Below are 17,445 nucleotides of genomic sequence, written 5' to 3' on the forward strand. Positions count from 1 at the left end.
GACCGAACGGAGCAGGAAATCCTACTCCGCCGCCTGCGCATGCGGGCGATGATCGATCGCCGCATCCTCGTCGTCCTCATCCGGCTTCGGCTGCTTCCAGGCGATCAGTCGGTAGAACATCGGGATGAAGAAGGTGGCGACGAAGGTCGCCGCCAGCATGCCGCCGATGACGCCTGTGCCGATGGCATGGCGGCTCGCCGAACCTGCACCGCTGCTGATCGCCAGCGGCACGACGCCGAGGATGAAGGCGAGCGAGGTCATGACGATCGGGCGGAAGCGCAGCCGCGCAGCCTCGAGCGCCGCTTCCGCCGCACCCATGCCGTCCTTGCGCTTCAGCACGGCGAACTCGACGATCAGGATGGCGTTCTTCGCCGCCAGGCCGATCAGCGTCACCATACCGATCTGGAAATAGACGTCGTTGGTGAGCCCGCGCAGATAGGTGGCAAGCAGCGCGCCGAACAGCGCGAAGGGGATCGCGGTGATGACGGCGAGCGGCAGGCTCCACTTTTCATACTGCGCGGCCAGGATCAGGAACACCATGATGATGCCGAAGATCATCGCCTGCGTGCCGGCGCCGCTGGTCTCCAGCTCCTGGTAGGCGGAGCCCGTCCAGGCGATCTGGAATCCCTCGGGCAAGGTCTCGGCCGCCACCTGCTGCATCGCCTTGATCGCATCGCCTGACGTGTAGCCGGGCGCCGGGTTGCCGGTGATCTTGGCGGCGTTGAAGGCATTGTAGCGTTCGAGCTGGTCCGGACCGATGGTGCGCGTCACCTTGATGAGCGCATCGAGCGGGATCATCTTGCCGCTGTCGGAGCGGACGAAGACCTGGCGCAGATCGTCGGGGGACTCGCGGAACGGCGCTTCCGACTGCAGGTTGACCTGATAGTTGCGGCCGTAGAGCGTAAAGTCGTTAACGTAGAGGCTGCCGAAGGTCGCCTGCATGGCATCGAAGACCGAGTTGATCGGCACGCCGAGCGCCTTGGCCTTCTCGCGGTCGAGGTCGGCGCGGAATTGCGGGACGTTGGTGTCGAGCGTGGTGCGCACGCCCGCAAGCTCCGGCCGCTTGGAGGCGGCCGCCACGAGCTTCTGCGCCTGTTCGGAAAGCCCCGCGACGCCCTTGCCGCTGCGGTCCTGCACATAGACTTCGAAACCGCCTGTTGTCGACAGGCCCTGGATCGGCGGCGGGTTGAAGGCAAGCACCATGGCATCCTTGATGCCCATATTGGCGCCGATCATCGGGCCTGCGAGATTGCGGGCATCGAGTTCCGGCGTCTTGCGCTCGCTCCAGTCCTTCAGCGTCACGAAGGCGACGCCGGCGCTGCTCTTCAAGCCACCCGACAAGAGGTCGAAGCCCGCGACCGCAAAGACGTTCTCGACGCCGGGCAGCTTCTCGGTATTGACCAGCGCCTCGTCCATGACAGCCTGCGTGCGCGTCAGCGAAGCCGCCGGCGGCAGGATGGCGATCTGGAACAGCGAGCCCTGGTCTTCGTCCGGCACCAGCGATCCCGGCAGCGTATAGAAGAGATAGCCGGTGACGCCGAGCAGGCCGGCAACCAGCACGCAGCCGACGATGACGCGCTTCAGGAAGAAGGCGACGCCGGCGGCATAGCCCTCAGTCAGCCGCTCGAAGGCGCGGTTGAAGATGCGGAACGGCAAGACCGGTTCGTGATGGCCGGGCTTCAGGATCAGCGCGCAGAGCGCCGGCGTCAGCGTCAGCGCCACGATGCCGGACAAAGTGACCGAGATCGCGATCGTGACGGCGAACTGCTTGTACATCTGGCCCGCCAGCCCGCCCATGAAGGAGACCGGAATGAAGACGGCGCAGAGCACCAGCACGATGGCGATGACCGGACCGGTGACCTCGCCCATCGCCTTGATGGCCGCCTTCCTCGGCGACAGCTTCTCGGTCGACATCAGTCGCTCGACATTTTCGAGCACGACGATGGCGTCGTCGACGACGATACCGATCGCGAGCACCAGTCCGAACAGCGTCAGCAGGTTGATCGAGAAGCCGAGCAGATACATGCCGGCGAAGGTGCCGATGATCGAGATCGGCACGGCGATGACGGGGATCAGCGTCGCGCGCCAGTTCTGCAGGAAGACGAAGACGACGATGATGACGAGCAGGATGGCTTCGATGAAAGTCTTGACCACCTCCTCGATCGACACCTGGATGAACTTCGTCGTGTCATAGGGGATCTGATAGGCGACCCCCTGCGGGAAGGACTTCTGCAGCTCGTCGAGGCGCGACTTCAGCGCAGCCATCGTATTCAAGGCATTGGCGCCGGGCTGCAGATAGACGGCGATCGGGATCGCCGGCGTGCCGTTCAGGCTGCTCTGCACAGAATAGCTCTTGGTGCCGAGCTCGATGCGCGCCACATCCTTCAGCCGGAGCGTCGCGGCATTGGCGGTCGAACGCAGGATGATTTCGCCGAAGGCATCGACATCGGGCAGGCGCCCCTGCGTCGTCACCGTGTAGGTAAAAGCCTGCGGATTGTTGCTGGGCTGATCACCGAAACGGCCGGCGGCGAACTGCGAATTCTGCTCCTGGATGGCGGTCGCGACATCGCTTGGCGTCAGATTGTACTGCGCCAGCTTGTCCGGCCGCAGCCAAATGCGCATCGAATAGTCGACATCGCCGAGCAGGTTGACGTCGCCGACGCCCGGAATGCGCTTGAGGTCGTCGATGACGTTGAGCAGGGCATAATTGCCGACATAGGCACGGTCATAGCGGCTGTCGGTCGAATACATCGCCACGAAGCCGAGGATCGACGTCGAGCGCTTGGTGACGACGACGCCGAGACGGGTCACATCCTGCGGCAGGGTGGAAACCGCCCGCTGCACGCGGTTGTTGACGTTGATCGCCGCCTGGTCCGGATCCGTGCCAAGCGCGAAGGTCACCGTGATCTGCATCGCGCCGCTGTTGGAGTTCGTCGACTGCATGTAGAGCATGTTTTCGACGCCGTTGATCTGCTGCTCGAGCGGAGCGGCAACGGTCTGCGCCACGGTCTCGGCGCTGGCGCCGGGATAGGTCGCGGTGACCACCACCTGCGGCGGCGTCAGCTCGGGATATTGTGCGATCGGCAGGATACGAATGCAGACAGCGCCTGCAAGCAGGATGACGATCGAGATCACCGCCGCGAAAACGGGGCGATCGATGAAGAATCTGTTGCCCAACATCAGTTCTGCACCACCTTCTTCGCATCCTTGGGCGTTGCATCCGCCGTCGCCTGCACCGGGGCGCCCGGGCGCACCTTGATGATGCCTTCGGTAATCAGCTTGTCGCCGGCCTTGAGGCCGGAAAGCACCAGCCAGCTGCCGCCGATCTTCTGGCCGAGCGTCACCGGATTGACGTGTGCCTTGCCTTCCTGGTCGATCGTATAGACGAACTGGCCCTGCGGGCTCTGCATCAGCGCCACTTCCGGGATCGTGATGGCGTCGTCGAGCGAAACGCCCGTCACCTTCGCGCGCACGAACTGGCCCGGCAGCAGCCGGCGATCGGGATTGTCGACCACGGCGCGGGCCTGCAGCGTGCCGGTCGACACGTCGATCGTGGAGGAGGTGAAGTCGACGACGCCGTCATGATTATAGGACGTACCGTCGCCGAAGGAGATCTTGACGCCGAGATTGGGCGCCTCGCCCTTGGCCTTCTTCATGTCGATCAGCCGGCGCACTTCCGCCGCTTCGGAATCCGAGAAGGAGAAATTGACGTAGACGGGATCGAGCTGCGTGATGCTGGTGAGCAGGCCGGTATCGCCCGTAGTGCCGATCAGGCTTCCCTCGGACACCTGTTCCAGGCTGGTGATGCCGCCGACCGGTGCTGTGACCTTGGTATAGTCGAGATTGAGCTGCGCCGTCTGGACCTGCGCCTGCGCAGCGGCAACCGCCGCTTCCGCCAGCTGCCGTGTCGAAATCGCATCGTCGCGCGCCTTCTGGGTGACGGCGCTCTGCTCGAACAGCGTGACGTTACGCTTTTCCTCGCGCTGCCCCTGGGCCAACTGAGCCTGGCTTTGCTGCAATTGGGCCTGAGCCTGGGCAAGCGCTGCCTGGTAGGTCGCCGGATCGATCAGGAAGAGCACGTCGCCCGCCTTGACCTCGGCGCCTTCGACGAAGTTCCTTTTCAACAGGATACCGCCGACACGCGCCCGCACATCGACTTGCCTAAAGGCGGAGATGCGCGCAGCATATTCATAGGTCAGCGATACGGTCTGCGGCTTGACGTCGATGGCCGTCACCTGCGGCGGCGGCATTTGTGCGGCCTGCTGCGCGAGGGAGGGAAATGCGCTGAAGATAAGCAGTCCGGCTGCAATGAAGCTGCTGCGGAGGGGGAGAGAATGATGCGTCGTCATGGGAAAATCACCGCGAGATTCGACATTTTTGTTGCGCCGAAATATACAAACATTCATGAATGATTGTAAATATCAAATCGACGTGATCTTTTGCCCGATATCGAGAACAGCTCGCCGCTAAGCAGGTATCAGCGCATGAAATCAAACCTATAGAATGAGATGGAACGCCCCCCTTTCCTCTCGACAAGGCTTCCAGGAGGAGCATGCGTAGAACCAAGGAAGATGCAGCCAAAACCAGAGAGGAAGTCCTCACCGCCGCCGCCGAAATTTTCTACGAGAACGGCGTCAGCGGCTCGAGCCTCGAAAAGATCGCCCAGCGCGCAGGCGTAACGCGCGGCGCGATCTACTGGCATTTCAAGGACAAGGCCGAGGTCCTGACAGCGCTGCATAGCGAGATCCGCCTGCCGCAAGAGACGATCGTCGACTACGCGATTGCTCACGGCCATGACGATCCCCTCGGCCTGATCGAAAATGCCGCAATCGAAGTCTTGCAGATCCTGGTGAATGATGAGCATCAGCAGCGCGTCTTCGCCATCATGATCCTCGGCTGCGAGTTTACGGAACACCTGTCCGACGCAGCCCAGCGGATCGTCACGGCCAATGCCGAAATGTTCGGCAAGCTGCAGAAGCTGATCGAGATGGCGGATGAACAGAGCCCGCTTGGGCCGCTATGGACCGCCGATGCCGCCGCCCGCGCCATTCAATGCTCCATGAACGGCTTGCTTGCCGAATGGCTTCGGTCGGGCAAATCCTTCCCGCTGGTCGACGTGGGCGAGCGGCTGGTCCGTAGCCTGATCCGCTCCATGCGCGGCGAAACCACGCGTTAGGCGCCCGCATGCCGCATGGCCTCGGCCAGCGAAATGTCCGATTTGATTTCCCGCGTCGACATCGACGTCACCGTGTGCCGCACACCGGGCAACCTGTTGAGCTCCTGGCGCAACAACCTGTCGAGCGCCGCCATGTCGGTGGCGAGGATGTGCAGGAGATAATCAGCCTCCCCCGTCGTCGCATGGCAGCGCCAGATCAGCGGGTGCCGGCGCACGGCGGCCTCAAACGCGTCGAAGCGCTCGACATCGATGGAGACCTGCACGAAGGCCTCCAGACCGAAGCCGAGCCGGGGCGGATCAAGAAGTGTCCTATACCCCCTGATGACGCCGGCCTCCTCCAGCGCCTTCACCCGCTTCCAGCAAGGCGTCTTGCTGAGGCCGGCGTGATCGGCAAGCGCCGCAAACGAAATGCGGGCATCGGCCTCAAGGGCGGCGATGATCTTGTGATCCAAAGCGTCCAATTCCATTGTTCTCTCCATGGCGCAAAAGATGATCGATCGTACTCTATTTCTGCGATTTTGGATGACAAATAGGAACAATGTTCAAGTCGAAATTTCGTATCCTGGAGGAAAAGCAAACATGCTTGGTGGCCAATCGCCGGAACAAAGGGAACGAGGATGCAGAAGAAAGACTATTACGCGCGCATCGAAGCGCCCGAAATGCGCGACTATGGAGTCTACCTCCAATGCGACAGGCTGCTCGCCTGCCAGAAGCCGCTTGACGGCATGGTCAATGGCGACGAATTGCAGTTCCAGATTGTGCATCAGGTGGAAGAGCTCTGGATGAAGCTCATGGCCTATACGCTGGTCGATGTCATTGCTTTCTTGGAGGAGCGCAACACGCATCGCGTCGTCACGCTCATGGGCCGCGTGCACCGGATCATGCGCATGATGACGGCCCAGCTCGACCTCCTGGAAACCATGTCGCCGAAGGAATATCAGCAAATCCGCCTGCAGCTCGGCAACGGCAGCGGGCAGGAATCGCCCGGCTTCAAATTCCTGCTGCGCATGCCGCCCGACCTCTGGCACGCCTTCAAGGCGAACTATCTCGATGCGGCCGGCCTGACGGTCGCGGACATTTATGACGGCAAATATGATCACGGCGACAGCTACGTGGTCGCCGAAGCTCTAGTGGAATATGACGAGCTGTTCCAGAAATTCCGCGCCAACCACATCTACCTGATCCAGCGCTCCATCGGGCTCGGCTCGAAATCGCTGAAAGGCCGCCCGGTCGAACTGCTGCAGGCCGGCACCCGCCATCGCTTCTTTCCCGACCTCTGGGACATCCGCGCCGAGATGACCGATCGCTGGGGCAGCGAATACGGCGTCGTCCGCGATTCCATTTCCAACCACGACGCCGCCGAATAGGCGCTGACTGGAAACAGCCTTCCGCTGCCGCCGATTTCAGCGGAAGGCCTTCGATTGTCGGGCAGACCCAGTTTCCTTGGATAGACCCACAGTCATTGTCCATTCCGCAAACGCCGCCAAGGGTGTTGCGATCCGGTCCCTCGCAAGCATTCGGCCGTCAATCGATTGACGCACGGGCCGGGGCATCTTCTCCCTGGTCTTAACGGTCAAATCGGCCGCCCCCTTCCTCATCAAGCAAATCACCCGGCCCCGCCGGCACCGGGAAACCGCTGACGCCTTCCCTCAAGGAGCCATAAAGCTCGGATTTCGGCCCTGTGAAATGCAAAAACTATGAAATATAGCCTATTGCATAAATTTGTTACCTGACATATTTATTTAGTAACCTCACAGTCCGATCCTCCCCCGGAGCCCCGCATGACGCAATTTCAGGAAGCCGCCGCGCAAGAACGAGCATGGAAGTTCGCGAGCCGCGACGAGGACGACCGCCCCAGCCTTCCGGAGGTCAATTCGACTGTTAAGGTTCCCCATGCCGGCAGCTGGATCCGGCGCCTGATCGCCTTCCTCGGCCCGGGCTATATGATTTCCGTGGGGTACATGGATCCCGGCAACTGGGCGACGGATCTCGCCGGCGGAGCGCGGTTCGGCTATACGCTGCTTGCCGTCATCATGCTGTCGAACCTGATGGCGATCCTCCTGCAGGCGCTGTCGGCCAGGCTGGGTATCGCTACCGGCCGCGACCTCGCCCAGGCCTGTCGCGATCATTATCCCCGGCCCGTGAACCTGGCTCTATGGTTTGCCTGCGAACTCGCGATCATCGCCTGCGACCTCGCGGAAGTCATCGGCACGGCAATCGCGCTGCAGCTGCTTTTCGGAATTCCGCTGATCGGCGGTGCGCTGATCACCGCGCTCGACGCCTTCCTGCTGCTGCTTCTGATGAGCAAGGGCTTCCGCTACCTCGAAGCCTTCGTCATCGCGCTGCTGATCGTCATCGCCACATGTTTTGCCATCCAGATTGCCGCCGCCTCCCCGCCGGTTGCAGCGATCCTCCATGGCTTCATTCCCTCGACCGAAATCGTCACCAATCACGAAATGCTCTATATTGCCATGGGCATCATCGGCGCGACGGTCATGCCGCATAACCTCTACCTGCACTCCTCGATCGTGCAGACGCGAGCCTATAAGCGCACGGAAGACGGACGCCGCGACGCCATCAAATGGGCAACTGTCGACAGCACCGTCGCGCTGATGCTGGCGCTGTTCGTCAATGCCGCGATCCTGATCGTCGCAGCCGCCGCCTTCCACACCACCGGCCACTCCGATGTCGCCGAGATCGGCCAGGCATACGAACTGCTATCGCCGCTGCTCGGCCTCGGCATCGCCTCGACGCTGTTTGCGGTGGCGCTGCTCGCCTCCGGTCTCAATTCGACCGTCACGGCGACGCTTGCAGGCCAGATCGTGATGGAAGGCTTTCTCCGGCTGCGGATTCCGCACTGGGCAAGACGACTTTTGACCCGCGGCCTCGCAATTATTCCGGTTGTGTTCGTGACCGCCTTCTATGGTGAAAAAGGCACGGCGAATCTGCTCGTGCTGAGCCAGGTTGTCCTGTCCATGCAGCTGCCTTTCGCGGTCATCCCGCTCGTCCAGTTCGTGACGAATCGCGAGAAAATGGGCAGTTTCACAGTCTCCAGAAGCATTGCCATTCTTTCCTGGGCTGTTGCGGCAATCATCCTGCTGCTGAACTTCAAGCTGCTCTACGACACCATCTTCGGTTGACGAATCATTTTGAACGCGCGAATCTGGATCTGTGGATGATCACGACAATTAACTGACTCGTAATATTTGCCTAGATTTCGCCACGATTTGCCCTAGTTTGGGCCCACCGCAGTCTGCAGGGTTCCTCACTTCATGGCCGAAAGTCCATTGCGCGTTCAATTTCCTGCGGAGGCTGCCATCCAGGCGCGGCCGCATCATGATTTTCACATTCCGTTTCTGCCGCGCTCCGCGCATCTGCGTCATCTGATCGCCATCGGCCTGGCGGGCACGGCATCCTTCGGCCTTCTGGCAACTGTGCTCTACCCGCTGCTGGCCCGTCATACGATCGAACAAGCCGTGCCTCTGCGCACGGCAGAGCTGGCCCATCCCCAGCCTGCAATGCGCAAAGCCAGCCGGCTGGCTGCGAAACAGCGTTTCGACGGCGCTCGCTTCGCTCAGGTTGCGGAAAAGCTCTCCAGCGGGGAAACCCGCATCTTCACCTATCACCGCACGACGCTCGTCTTCAAATCCGATGAGTCTGGAAGTGCGCGCAACAGTGCGGAAGCCATCAATGTCGCCTATGGCGGCGAGCGTGCCGACAACATGGTGTTTTCACCACCGTCGCTTTCGGATATCCGCAACGGCATCTATCCGCAAACGACGCATTATGATGCCGTGCGCCGCTCCCGCTTCCCCGTTCGCGGCGTACCGCTGAACGTCAGCGTATCGAGGGCGACGACAGGCGAGCAGGGCCGTGAATTCCACCGGCTGGTCTCCATGCCGAAGGACAAGCAGGACCTGCAGGACATCCTGGCTTCCGCAGGCCTCGGCAGCGACGCCGGCGACGAGCTGCAGCGCGCCCTGGAGACCGATACGGTTTCGCCCGGCGACAGCCTGGAACTGCTGCTCGAGAAGACGGGGCCGAACGCCCGCCCGAAACTGATCATGGCCCGCCTCAGCGGCGACAGGACGCCGGAGCGGGTCGTTGCCCGCGACGATGCCAACGGCTTCGTGCCAATGGCCAACGACAGGCTGTTTTCGACGCTCTATGGCGAAAGTCAGGCCGAGGCGCCGTCCTCTTCGGAAGTAGCGGCGGTCGATCTCAGGAACGTCGACGGCAATGACGAGGCGGCGGTCAGCGCCAAGCTGGAGAGATCCGGCCTGAGCAAGGAATACGCCTTGCAGCTCATCAAGCTCGCCAAGGCGAAAGGCGTTTCGCTGACCAGCATCGAGGATGCTCCCGACAGCGTCGACCTCCTCTTCCGAAAGTCCGATGACGGCCGCAACGAGCTGATGTTCATCGAATTCCATGCCGATGGCGACATGCATCGCTTCTATCTGCATAAGGACGGGAGCGATGGCTCCTCGGAATTCTACGATGAAAGCGGCCACTCGATCGCCAAGTCGCTCGTCCACCGCCCGGTGCCGAACGGCACGCTCGGCGATGGTTTTGCCTGGCGCATCCATCCCATTCTCGGCGTGAAGAAATTCCACAACGGCGTCGATTTCCGCGCGCCGATGGGTAGCCCCATCCAGGCGGCCGGCGACGGCGTCGTCGAGAAGATTTCCTGGGAAACCGGCTACGGCAAATATGTCCGCATTCGTCATGACGGCGGCTATGAGACGACCTATGCCCATATTTCCGCAACGCCGCAAAATCTGCGCATCGGCCAGCGTGTCGCGCAGGGTCAGGTCATCGCCTATGTCGGATCGACGGGCTACTCCACCGGCCCGCATCTCTATTATGAACTGCGCGTCAACGGCCGCTATGAAAACCCGCTGACAACGCAATTGCCGGCCGGCACGAATCTCACCGGCAAGTCGCTCGACAGGCTGCGCTCGCAGGTCAGCCACGTCGAAAACATCATGAGCTATCTCGACGTTCCGCCGGCCCGCGGCAATCAGCCCGCGCCCTTCTCCAGCTTCGATCCGGCGCCGAATTTAGGCCCGAACCTCGGACCAAGTTTCGGGCCGAACCATTACGGCGCGCCGTCGCCATAAGCCGGTCAAAACCGGTACCTGCGCGGTCATCTTGCGATCCGTGCGGGCGGCAATGGCGCCTCGGTGCCGAATGCGATAACAATCCTCCGATACATCGCCAATGGAGACGATATCGCTGGGCCGTGTGAATAGGCACGACGAAATCGTCCCACGGCAATCCGCAAGGAGCAGACATTGGCGCGCAAGCCGTTGCCGGAACCCAAGGATACGTTGTCAGGCGAAAGCAGGCGCCTGCGCGCCGATGCGCGGCGCAACCGCGACACGCTGATTGAAGTCGCGGCGCATGCCTTCGCCAGCCACGGCACCGCCGCCTCGCTGGAGGATATAGCGCGGCGGGCGAATGTCGGTATCGGAACGCTCTATCGCCATTTCCCCAGCCGGGAGCATCTCGTGGAGGTGGTCTATCGTCACGAAGTCGAGGCGCTATGCGCTGCGGCCGAGACGCTTTCCAGCGAACTTGCCCCCGATTTGGCCCTGGAGGAATGGATGCACCGCTTCGTTGGATATCTCGCCACCAAGCGCGGCATGGCCGACAGCCTGCGCATTCTCGTCAATAGCAACTCCAAGCTCTTCGCCGACAGCTACGGCAAGGTGCCCGTCGCGCTTGCCGGCCTGATCGAAAGAGCGGTCGCGGCCGGTTCGATCCGCACCGATGTCGACAGCACGGACGTGCTGCATGCCCTGTCGGGCGCCTATTCCATGCCCAATTCGCCGGAATGGCACGATCGCGCCCAGCGTCTCGTGCGCCTGTTGATGGATGGATTGCGCTGGGGTGCCCCGAAAACGCAGGGGCAGCAAGGGGCCTGATAATCGGCAGAATGCTTCCTATATGCTTTTGAACTCACCTGACCATTACCCAAGCTGAGGAGAGCAAGAATGTCCGAAAAGCTGGTAAAAATCCCCGGTCCCGATCATCCCATCACGATCGAGGAAAAGCATGCGCATGTCACCGTCTCCGTCGCCGGCAAGGTGATTGCCGACACGCACGAGGCGCTGTCGCTCAAGGAGGCATCCTATCCGGCCGTGCTCTACATTCCCCGCAGGGATGTCGACATGTCCCTGCTGCAAAAGACCGGCCACGAGACCTACTGCCCCTACAAGGGCGAATGCTCCTACTACAGCATCCCGGCCGGCGGCGAGCGTTCGGTGAACGCCATCTGGAGCTATGAAAATCCCTATGCATCCGTCAGCCGGATCAAGGACTATATGGCCTTCTATCCCGATCGCGTCGATTCGATCGACGTCGTCACCTAAAGCAATTCCAGGAAAAGTGCGCAGCGGTTTTCCGTCCGGAATTGCGGAAAAACAAGAGGATAGAGCCTTTTCGCGATTCGAGGAAAAGCGGAAATGCTCTAAAGAGCAAGACCGCTCGACGCGTCGAAGACATAGACTTGTTCCGGGCTCACGGAAACGTTCAGCGGCTGCCCATAGCGCACCGGCGCCTCGCCATCGACGACGGCCGTCACCTGCTCGCCGGCAAGATCGAACAGCACATGGGTCTGCGCGCCGGTCGGCTCGACCAATAGGGTCAGACCACTGAGCGGCGAGCCGCCGCTTGCAAGGCTTAGATGTTCGGGCCGCAGCCCGATCTTCACGCTCTGCCCCGGCTTCACCTTGCGTTCGCCGGCAATGCGCACCGGCGTGCTGTCCTTCAGCCGCACGGCCGGCTGGCCATCGACACCATCTACGACACCCTCGAGGAAATTCATCGCCGGCGAGCCGATGAAGCCGGCGACGAAGAGATTGGCCGGCTTGCGATAGAGCTCGATCGGCGTTCCCTGCTGCTCGATCTTGCCCTGGTTCAGCACCACGATGCGATCTGCCAGCGTCATGGCCTCGATCTGGTCGTGGGTCACGTAGATCGAGGTGGTCTGCACCTTCTGATGCAATGCCTTGATCTCCGAGCGCATCTGCACCCGCAGCTTCGCATCGAGGTTGGAGAGCGGCTCGTCGAACAGGAAGACGGCGGGATTACGCACGACGGCGCGGCCCATGGCGACGCGCTGGCGCTGGCCGCCGGAGAGCTGCGCCGGCTTGCGGTCGAGCAACTTGGTAAGATCGAGCATGCGCGCGGCTTCGTTGACCCGCTGTTCGATGACCTGTTTGGTCTGGCCCGAGAGCTTCAGGTTGAAGCCCATGTTCTCGGCGACCGTCATATGCGGATAGAGCGCGTAGGACTGGAAGACCATGGCGATGTTGCGCTCACGCGGCGTCATGGCGTTGACCACCTGCCCGCCGATCGACACATCGCCATCGGTGATTTCTTCCAACCCGGCGATCATCCGCAGCAGCGTGGACTTGCCGCAGCCGGAGGGGCCGACGAGGGCGATGAACTCGCCGTCCTCGATCGAAAGCGAGATATCGTGGATGACGGTCAGCGCCCCATAGGCCTTATGGATGTTATGCAGTTCGACGGATGCCATGCTTTTTGCTCCAGTAAGGCTCAGGACTTCACCGCACCGGCGGTGAGGCCGGCGATGATATGCTTCTGCGCCAGGAAGAAGACGATGATGGTGGGGAGGATGGTCAGCGTGATGAAGGCGAGAACCAGCTCCCATTCGGTGCCGAACTCGCCGCTATAGACCATCATGCCGAGCGGCCAGGGATAGATCGAGTCCGAGTTCAGCATGATCAGCGGCAGGATGTAGCTGTTCCAGCTGCCGACGAAGGAAATGATGCTGACGGTGGCGATGATCGGCCGCGAGAGCGGCAGCGAGATGTGCCAGAAGAAGCGGATATAGCCGCAGCCATCGACAAAGGCCGCCTGGAACAATTCTTCCGGAAGGTTTCGAAAATAGTTTCGGAAGAGCAGGATGCTCATGCCGAGGCCGAACGCCACCTGCGGCAGCACCACGCCCCAATAGGTGTTGAGCAGGCCGAGATCGCGGATGCGGATGAAGAGCGGCAGGATGGCGGTGGCGGCCGGAAACATCAGGCCGATGAGGAAATAGTTCAGCAAGAAGTTCGAGCCGAAGAATTTCACATGCGCGAAGGCGAAGGCCGCCATGGCCGAGACCGACAGCGTCAGGAACACTGTGAGAACGGCGATGATCAGGGAATTCATCATCTGCCGCCAGTAGCGGTCGCCGAACAGGATGCCGGTATAATTCTCGAAATGCCATTCGGCCGGCAGGCCGAAGGGATTGGTGCGGAGATCGCCGAGCGTCTTGAAGCCGCCGAGCGCGGTCGTCAAAAGCGGGATCAGCACGATGGCGGCGATGATGGTCAGCGCCACATAGAGATAGATCTTCGTGCCGATAGTCAGTCGAACGGATGAGGCCATGTCAGTCATTGCGCATAAATATCCGTTTGTAGCCGAAGGCGAGGGTGACGCAGATCACGAACAGCACGACGCCGACGGCGCTGCCGAGGCCGACCTGCATGCGGGTGACACCGAAATTGTATAGGAAGGTCACCATCGTCTGGGTCGAGTTGAACGGGCCGCCGCCGGTGAGCGGCATGATCATGTCGAAAAGCTGCAGCGATCCGACGACGGCGAAGAAGACGGAAAGACGCAGCGTCGAGCCGAGCAGCGGCAGCGTCACGTAGCGGAATTTCTGCCAGCCGGTGGCGCCGTCGATCTCAGCCGCCTCGAGCACGCTCTTGTCGAGGGATTGCATGCCGGCGATGAACAGCATCATGTGAAAGCCGAAATATTTCCACACGATCACGCCGAGCACGGCGTACATCGCCAGGTCCTTGTCGGCGAGCACATAGGGTGTTGGCGTGCCGAGGAAATGCGCGATCGCGGCAAACAGGCCGTAATCGCCATCATAGACGAAGCGCCAGATCAGGCCGGCGGCCACTTCGGCCAGCACATAGGGCAGGAAAAAGATCAGCCGGAAGAGCACGACGCCGCGAATGCGGTGCGCCAGCATCGTCGCCAGCCAGATGGCAAGCGGCACTTGGATGGCGATCGACACCAGGATGATGAGCGCATTGTTCTTCAGCGACGTCAGGAAGGCGCTGTTCTTGAACAGAACCTGGAAATTGCGCAGCCCCACAAACTCTGTTGGCGGGCCGTAGCCGTTCCAGCGATAAAGGCTGTACCAGGCCGCTTCCCCCATCGGCAGGATGACGAAGATGGTAAAGAGCAGCAGCGCCGGCGGCAGGAACAGCAGGATGACGGGCAGGCGGCCGCGGGCGGCCGGCGATTTTCGTTTCGCTGCGGGTTTCGCTCTGGCGATGGACGGTATGGCGGTCGTTGCGCTGACATCGGTCATGGGCGGTCTCGACGATTGCAATTCAGGGAAAAACCGGCGCCGGCACAAGGGAGCGGCCGGCGCCGGATGCCGCTAGAGCTGGTCCTGTTCGAAGGCGTCCTGGACCTGCTGCGCGCCATCCTTTGGCGATATCTGGCCGGAGACGATACCGACGGCCACATCGTTGACGACGCGGCCGACCGAGGGGCCGAGATCCTGGTCGAAGAAGTTCTGGTGCCAGGTCGAATGCGCCAGCTGGTCGGCGGCTTCGTGCATCAGCGGACCCTTGACGCCGTCTTCGCCGCCGACGGCAACCGGGATGATCATGCCGGCCTGCGCCATGGCGCGCTCGCTTTCGGCGCTGGTCAGATAGGCGAGGAAATCGACGGCCTCGGGCGGGGCCTTCTTGGTGACGGCCCAGCCGTTCAATCCGCCGAGCGTGTCGGTCGGAAGGCCGGCGCCGCCGGTCACGGCCGGGAAGGCGAAACGGCCGATATTGTCGTTCGCCAGGCCCTTGGCGTCGCCGGAATTGGTGCGCTGGTTGGCAACCGTATTTTCGAAGCCGAGGATCATCGCGGCCTTGCCGTCGCCGAAGACGCCGAGCGCCTGCGGCCAGGTGGTGCCGAGATAGCCCGCCTGGAAGGGTTCGAGCTTGCCGAGTTCGGCAAGCTGTTCGCCGGCCTTGATGATGGCGGGATCGTTGAAGCCGTTGCCCTTGCCGTTCTTGGCGTTGTTGAAGACCTGCTGACCGCCGTCGCGCATCACCAGATAGCTCCAGTAGAAGTGGATCGGCCACTTCTCGCCGCCACCGCCCGCGATCGGCGCGATGCCGGCCGCCTTGATCTTCTTGACGGCGGCCAGATAATCGTCCCAGCTCTTGATGGCATTGGCATCGACGCCGGCCTTGGCGAACAGCGCCTTGTTATAGAAGAAGGAAACCGTGCCGAGCTTGTAGGGCACGGCGCTGATCTTGTTGTCGAAGGTCAGACCCTTCACCGCCGCCTGATTGTAGCTCTTCAGCCAGGCGCCATCCTTGGCGTTCATCGCCGCGGTCAGGTCCATGAGCGTGCCGGTCTGCTGCTGCTGCTTCAAGACGCCGCCGCCCCAGCTGAAGAAGAAATCGGGAGCGTCCTTCGATTGTAAAAGCGTCGGCAGCTTCGCCTTGAAGGCCTCGTTGGCCAGGAACTGCATCTCGATCTTCGTGCCGGGATGCTTGGCCTCGTACTGATCCGCGATCTTGCGCCAGACGGCGACATAGTTCGGGTCGGTTTCCAGATGCAGCCATTTGACGACGGTGTCGGCGGCGGCGCCCGTCGCGCCGGCCAGGATCGCCAAGCCGGTCGTGGCGGCAACGGCAGCGATGCGAAGGGCCTTGGCCCCACGTAGATGGATCATGATTTTCTCCTCCCAAGGGAACCAAGAGCCTCAATATTTTTTCCCTTATGCGGAATAATTCAACGGAGCTTTGCTGAAATGTCAACCACCACCGCTAAATTTTCGGCAGGTTTACCGCAAAACGGCTTGACATTGAGTGATGACCATAGGTTATTTAATTCGCATTCCGTTAAAAATACCAGGCCGCAGCCGAGCGGGTCCATCATTCGGCGCCATTCTTATGAAAACAGCAGATCCCGAGCTTATGCGGGCGATAAACCGCTTTAATGTGCTGGATACGATCCGGCGGGCGGGCTCCATCGCACGTATCGAAATCAGCGACCGCACCCAGCTTTCGACCACCACCGTGTCGGCGATCACCGCGTCGCTGCTGGATGACGGGCTCATCCTGGCGCGCACGGAAGGCGACCTGCGCGAGGCCGCCACTCGAGGCCGGCCCCGCGTCATGCTGGAGCTCAATCCGGATGCCGCGCGCGTCGTCGGCGCGAAAATCGCCGCCAACCGCATGGTTTTCGTGGTGACGGACTTTCGCGGCGAGGTTCTTTCCACGCTGACGCTGGCGCTGCGCGTCGACCGGCAGCCGATCGGCGTCATCGCCGATCTGATCGAAGATGGCGTGCGCCGCTGCGTCGTCGACGCCAATCTGGCTTTGGACGAGATCGATTCCGTCTGCCTCGGCCTGCCTGGTGTCATCGAGCACCGCACCGGCCATGTCCGCACCAGCCCGATCTTTCGCGAGACGGGCGTCGATTTTGCCAGGGAAATGTCCGAGCGGCTGGGCGTGACCACCATCGTCGAGAGCGACGCGCATGCCATCACGCTGGCGCATCACTGGTTCGGCAAGGCAAGAGACCTGGACGACATGGTGCTCGTGTCGCTGGAACAGACGCTGGGGCTCGGTGTTCTGCATGGCGGCCAGCTGTTTCGCGGCGCCGGCGGCCTCAGCCACAATCTCGGCGATCTGGTTCTCGGCATCGGTTCGCAAGGTATGGTCAGGCTGGCAAGCCTTGCCGGCGAAAGCGCCATTCTCGGCGATCAGCCGAGCGGCCGCTTCGCCGAGGCCATCCGCCTCGGCCAGGGCATGGCGCATGCGAAGACCCTGATTGCGGCGGACGACAATACATTGATCGGCGCGGCGATCCGGGCCGGCGAAGCCTGCGGCACGGCGCTCGCCAATATCGTCACGCTGTTTGCCCCGCCGCGCGTCATTCTTGTGGGATCGAGCCTGGCGCTCGGCCAGCCCTTCCTCGACAGCCTGCGGGAAGCCTATTCGCTGGCGATCCCACCGTCGATCAAGGGCGTGACCGAACTCGTTTTCGACCAATCGACGGACGAGACCTGGGCGCAAGGCGCCGCGGTCGTCGCGTTGCGCGAACTCTACGAATCGCCCTGGGGAACGACGGGACCGGCACCGGCCCTCTGATCCCCAGAGCAATTCCAGGAAAAGCGCGCAGCGGTTTTCCGTCCGGAATTGCGTCGAAACAATAGGATAGAGCGGTTCAGCGATTCCTTGAAACACTGAACCGCTCCAGTACAGACAAAGACAAGCTAT

At 61.7% G+C, this 17,445-nt stretch carries 14 protein-coding genes; 7 read left to right on the forward strand and 7 right to left on the reverse strand.

The annotated features are described in order from the left end of the window. Nucleotides 1–21 precede the first annotated feature (21 nt). Together CCGE531_RS18520 and CCGE531_RS18525 are read right to left on the reverse strand one after the other, a co-directional pair. The gene (locus CCGE531_RS18520) at nt 22–3,180 is read right to left on the reverse strand and encodes an efflux RND transporter permease subunit (RefSeq protein ID WP_120665988.1); all 3,159 of its coding nucleotides are present in this window, start codon (nt 3,178–3,180) and stop codon (nt 22–24) included. Continuing rightward, a complete protein-coding gene (locus CCGE531_RS18525; protein WP_120666957.1) occupies nt 3,180–4,349 on the reverse strand; it encodes an efflux RND transporter periplasmic adaptor subunit in 1,170 nt (389 codons plus the stop codon). Before CCGE531_RS18525 ends, CCGE531_RS18520 begins: the two co-directional genes overlap by 1 nt. Before the next feature lie 203 nt (nt 4,350–4,552). On the opposite strand from CCGE531_RS18525, the gene CCGE531_RS18530 reads away from it, so the two are divergent. Beyond that, a complete protein-coding gene (locus CCGE531_RS18530; RefSeq protein WP_120665990.1) occupies nt 4,553–5,176 on the forward strand; it encodes a TetR family transcriptional regulator in 624 nt (207 codons plus the stop codon). Here the strand turns inward: CCGE531_RS18530 and CCGE531_RS18535 are convergent. Further along, on the reverse strand, nt 5,173–5,643 hold the full coding sequence (locus CCGE531_RS18535; RefSeq protein WP_120665992.1) for an Lrp/AsnC family transcriptional regulator: 471 nt from the start codon (nt 5,641–5,643) through the stop codon (nt 5,173–5,175). The two genes, CCGE531_RS18530 and CCGE531_RS18535, sit on opposite strands and share 4 nt — an antisense overlap. 150 nt (nt 5,644–5,793) lie before the next feature. Here CCGE531_RS18535 and CCGE531_RS18540 point away from each other — a divergent pair, with 150 nt between their 5' ends. The 5 genes from CCGE531_RS18540 to CCGE531_RS18565 all read left to right on the forward strand — a co-directional run bounded on the left by CCGE531_RS18540 (nt 5,794) and on the right by CCGE531_RS18565 (nt 11,550). After that, nucleotides 5,794–6,543, forward strand: a complete 750-nt coding sequence (locus CCGE531_RS18540) for a tryptophan 2,3-dioxygenase family protein (protein WP_120665994.1) — start codon at nt 5,794–5,796, stop codon at nt 6,541–6,543. 414 nt (nt 6,544–6,957) lie between these two features. Then, the gene (locus CCGE531_RS18550; RefSeq protein ID WP_120665998.1) at nt 6,958–8,316 is read left to right on the forward strand and encodes an Nramp family divalent metal transporter; all 1,359 of its coding nucleotides are present in this window, start codon (nt 6,958–6,960) and stop codon (nt 8,314–8,316) included. A gap of 132 nt (nt 8,317–8,448) precedes the next feature. Further along, nucleotides 8,449–10,296, forward strand: a complete 1,848-nt coding sequence (locus tag CCGE531_RS18555) for a M23 family metallopeptidase (RefSeq protein ID WP_120666000.1) — start codon at nt 8,449–8,451, stop codon at nt 10,294–10,296. Between the two features lie 174 nt (nt 10,297–10,470). Further along, nucleotides 10,471–11,103 carry a TetR/AcrR family transcriptional regulator gene (locus CCGE531_RS18560; protein WP_120666002.1) on the forward strand — a complete coding sequence of 211 codons (633 nt, stop codon included), beginning with the start codon at nt 10,471–10,473 and terminating at the stop codon, nt 11,101–11,103. Nucleotides 11,104–11,172: 69 nt separating this feature from the next. Continuing rightward, nucleotides 11,173–11,550 carry a DUF427 domain-containing protein gene (locus CCGE531_RS18565; protein WP_120666004.1) on the forward strand — a complete coding sequence of 126 codons (378 nt, stop codon included), beginning with the start codon at nt 11,173–11,175 and terminating at the stop codon, nt 11,548–11,550. Between the two features lie 98 nt (nt 11,551–11,648). Here the strand turns inward: CCGE531_RS18565 and ugpC are convergent, their stop codons facing one another. The 4 genes from ugpC to CCGE531_RS18585 all read right to left on the reverse strand — a co-directional run bounded on the left by ugpC (nt 11,649) and on the right by CCGE531_RS18585 (nt 15,893). Further along, on the reverse strand, nt 11,649–12,719 hold the full coding sequence (ugpC, locus tag CCGE531_RS18570; protein ID WP_120666006.1) for a sn-glycerol-3-phosphate ABC transporter ATP-binding protein UgpC: 1,071 nt from the start codon (nt 12,717–12,719) through the stop codon (nt 11,649–11,651). A 20-nt stretch (nt 12,720–12,739) separates the two neighbouring features. Beyond that, nucleotides 12,740–13,588, reverse strand: coding sequence for a carbohydrate ABC transporter permease (locus CCGE531_RS18575; protein WP_120666007.1), 849 nt, complete (start codon nt 13,586–13,588; stop codon nt 12,740–12,742). Beyond that, nucleotides 13,581–14,519 carry a sugar ABC transporter permease gene (locus CCGE531_RS18580; RefSeq protein ID WP_120666009.1) on the reverse strand — a complete coding sequence of 313 codons (939 nt, stop codon included), beginning with the start codon at nt 14,517–14,519 and terminating at the stop codon, nt 13,581–13,583. The genes CCGE531_RS18575 and CCGE531_RS18580 overlap by 8 nt, the downstream gene beginning before the upstream one ends. A gap of 72 nt (nt 14,520–14,591) precedes the next feature. Then, nucleotides 14,592–15,893, reverse strand: coding sequence for an extracellular solute-binding protein (locus CCGE531_RS18585; protein WP_120666011.1), 1,302 nt, complete (start codon nt 15,891–15,893; stop codon nt 14,592–14,594). Between the two features lie 220 nt (nt 15,894–16,113). On the opposite strand from CCGE531_RS18585, the gene CCGE531_RS18590 reads away from it, so the two are divergent. Continuing rightward, entirely contained in the window at nt 16,114–17,316 is a 1,203-nt protein-coding gene (locus CCGE531_RS18590; RefSeq protein ID WP_120666012.1) for an ROK family transcriptional regulator, read from the forward strand. Nucleotides 17,317–17,445 lie beyond the last annotated feature (129 nt).

It is taken from the genome of Rhizobium sp. CCGE531, assembly GCF_003627795.1.
GTDB lineage: Bacteria > Pseudomonadota > Alphaproteobacteria > Rhizobiales > Rhizobiaceae > Rhizobium.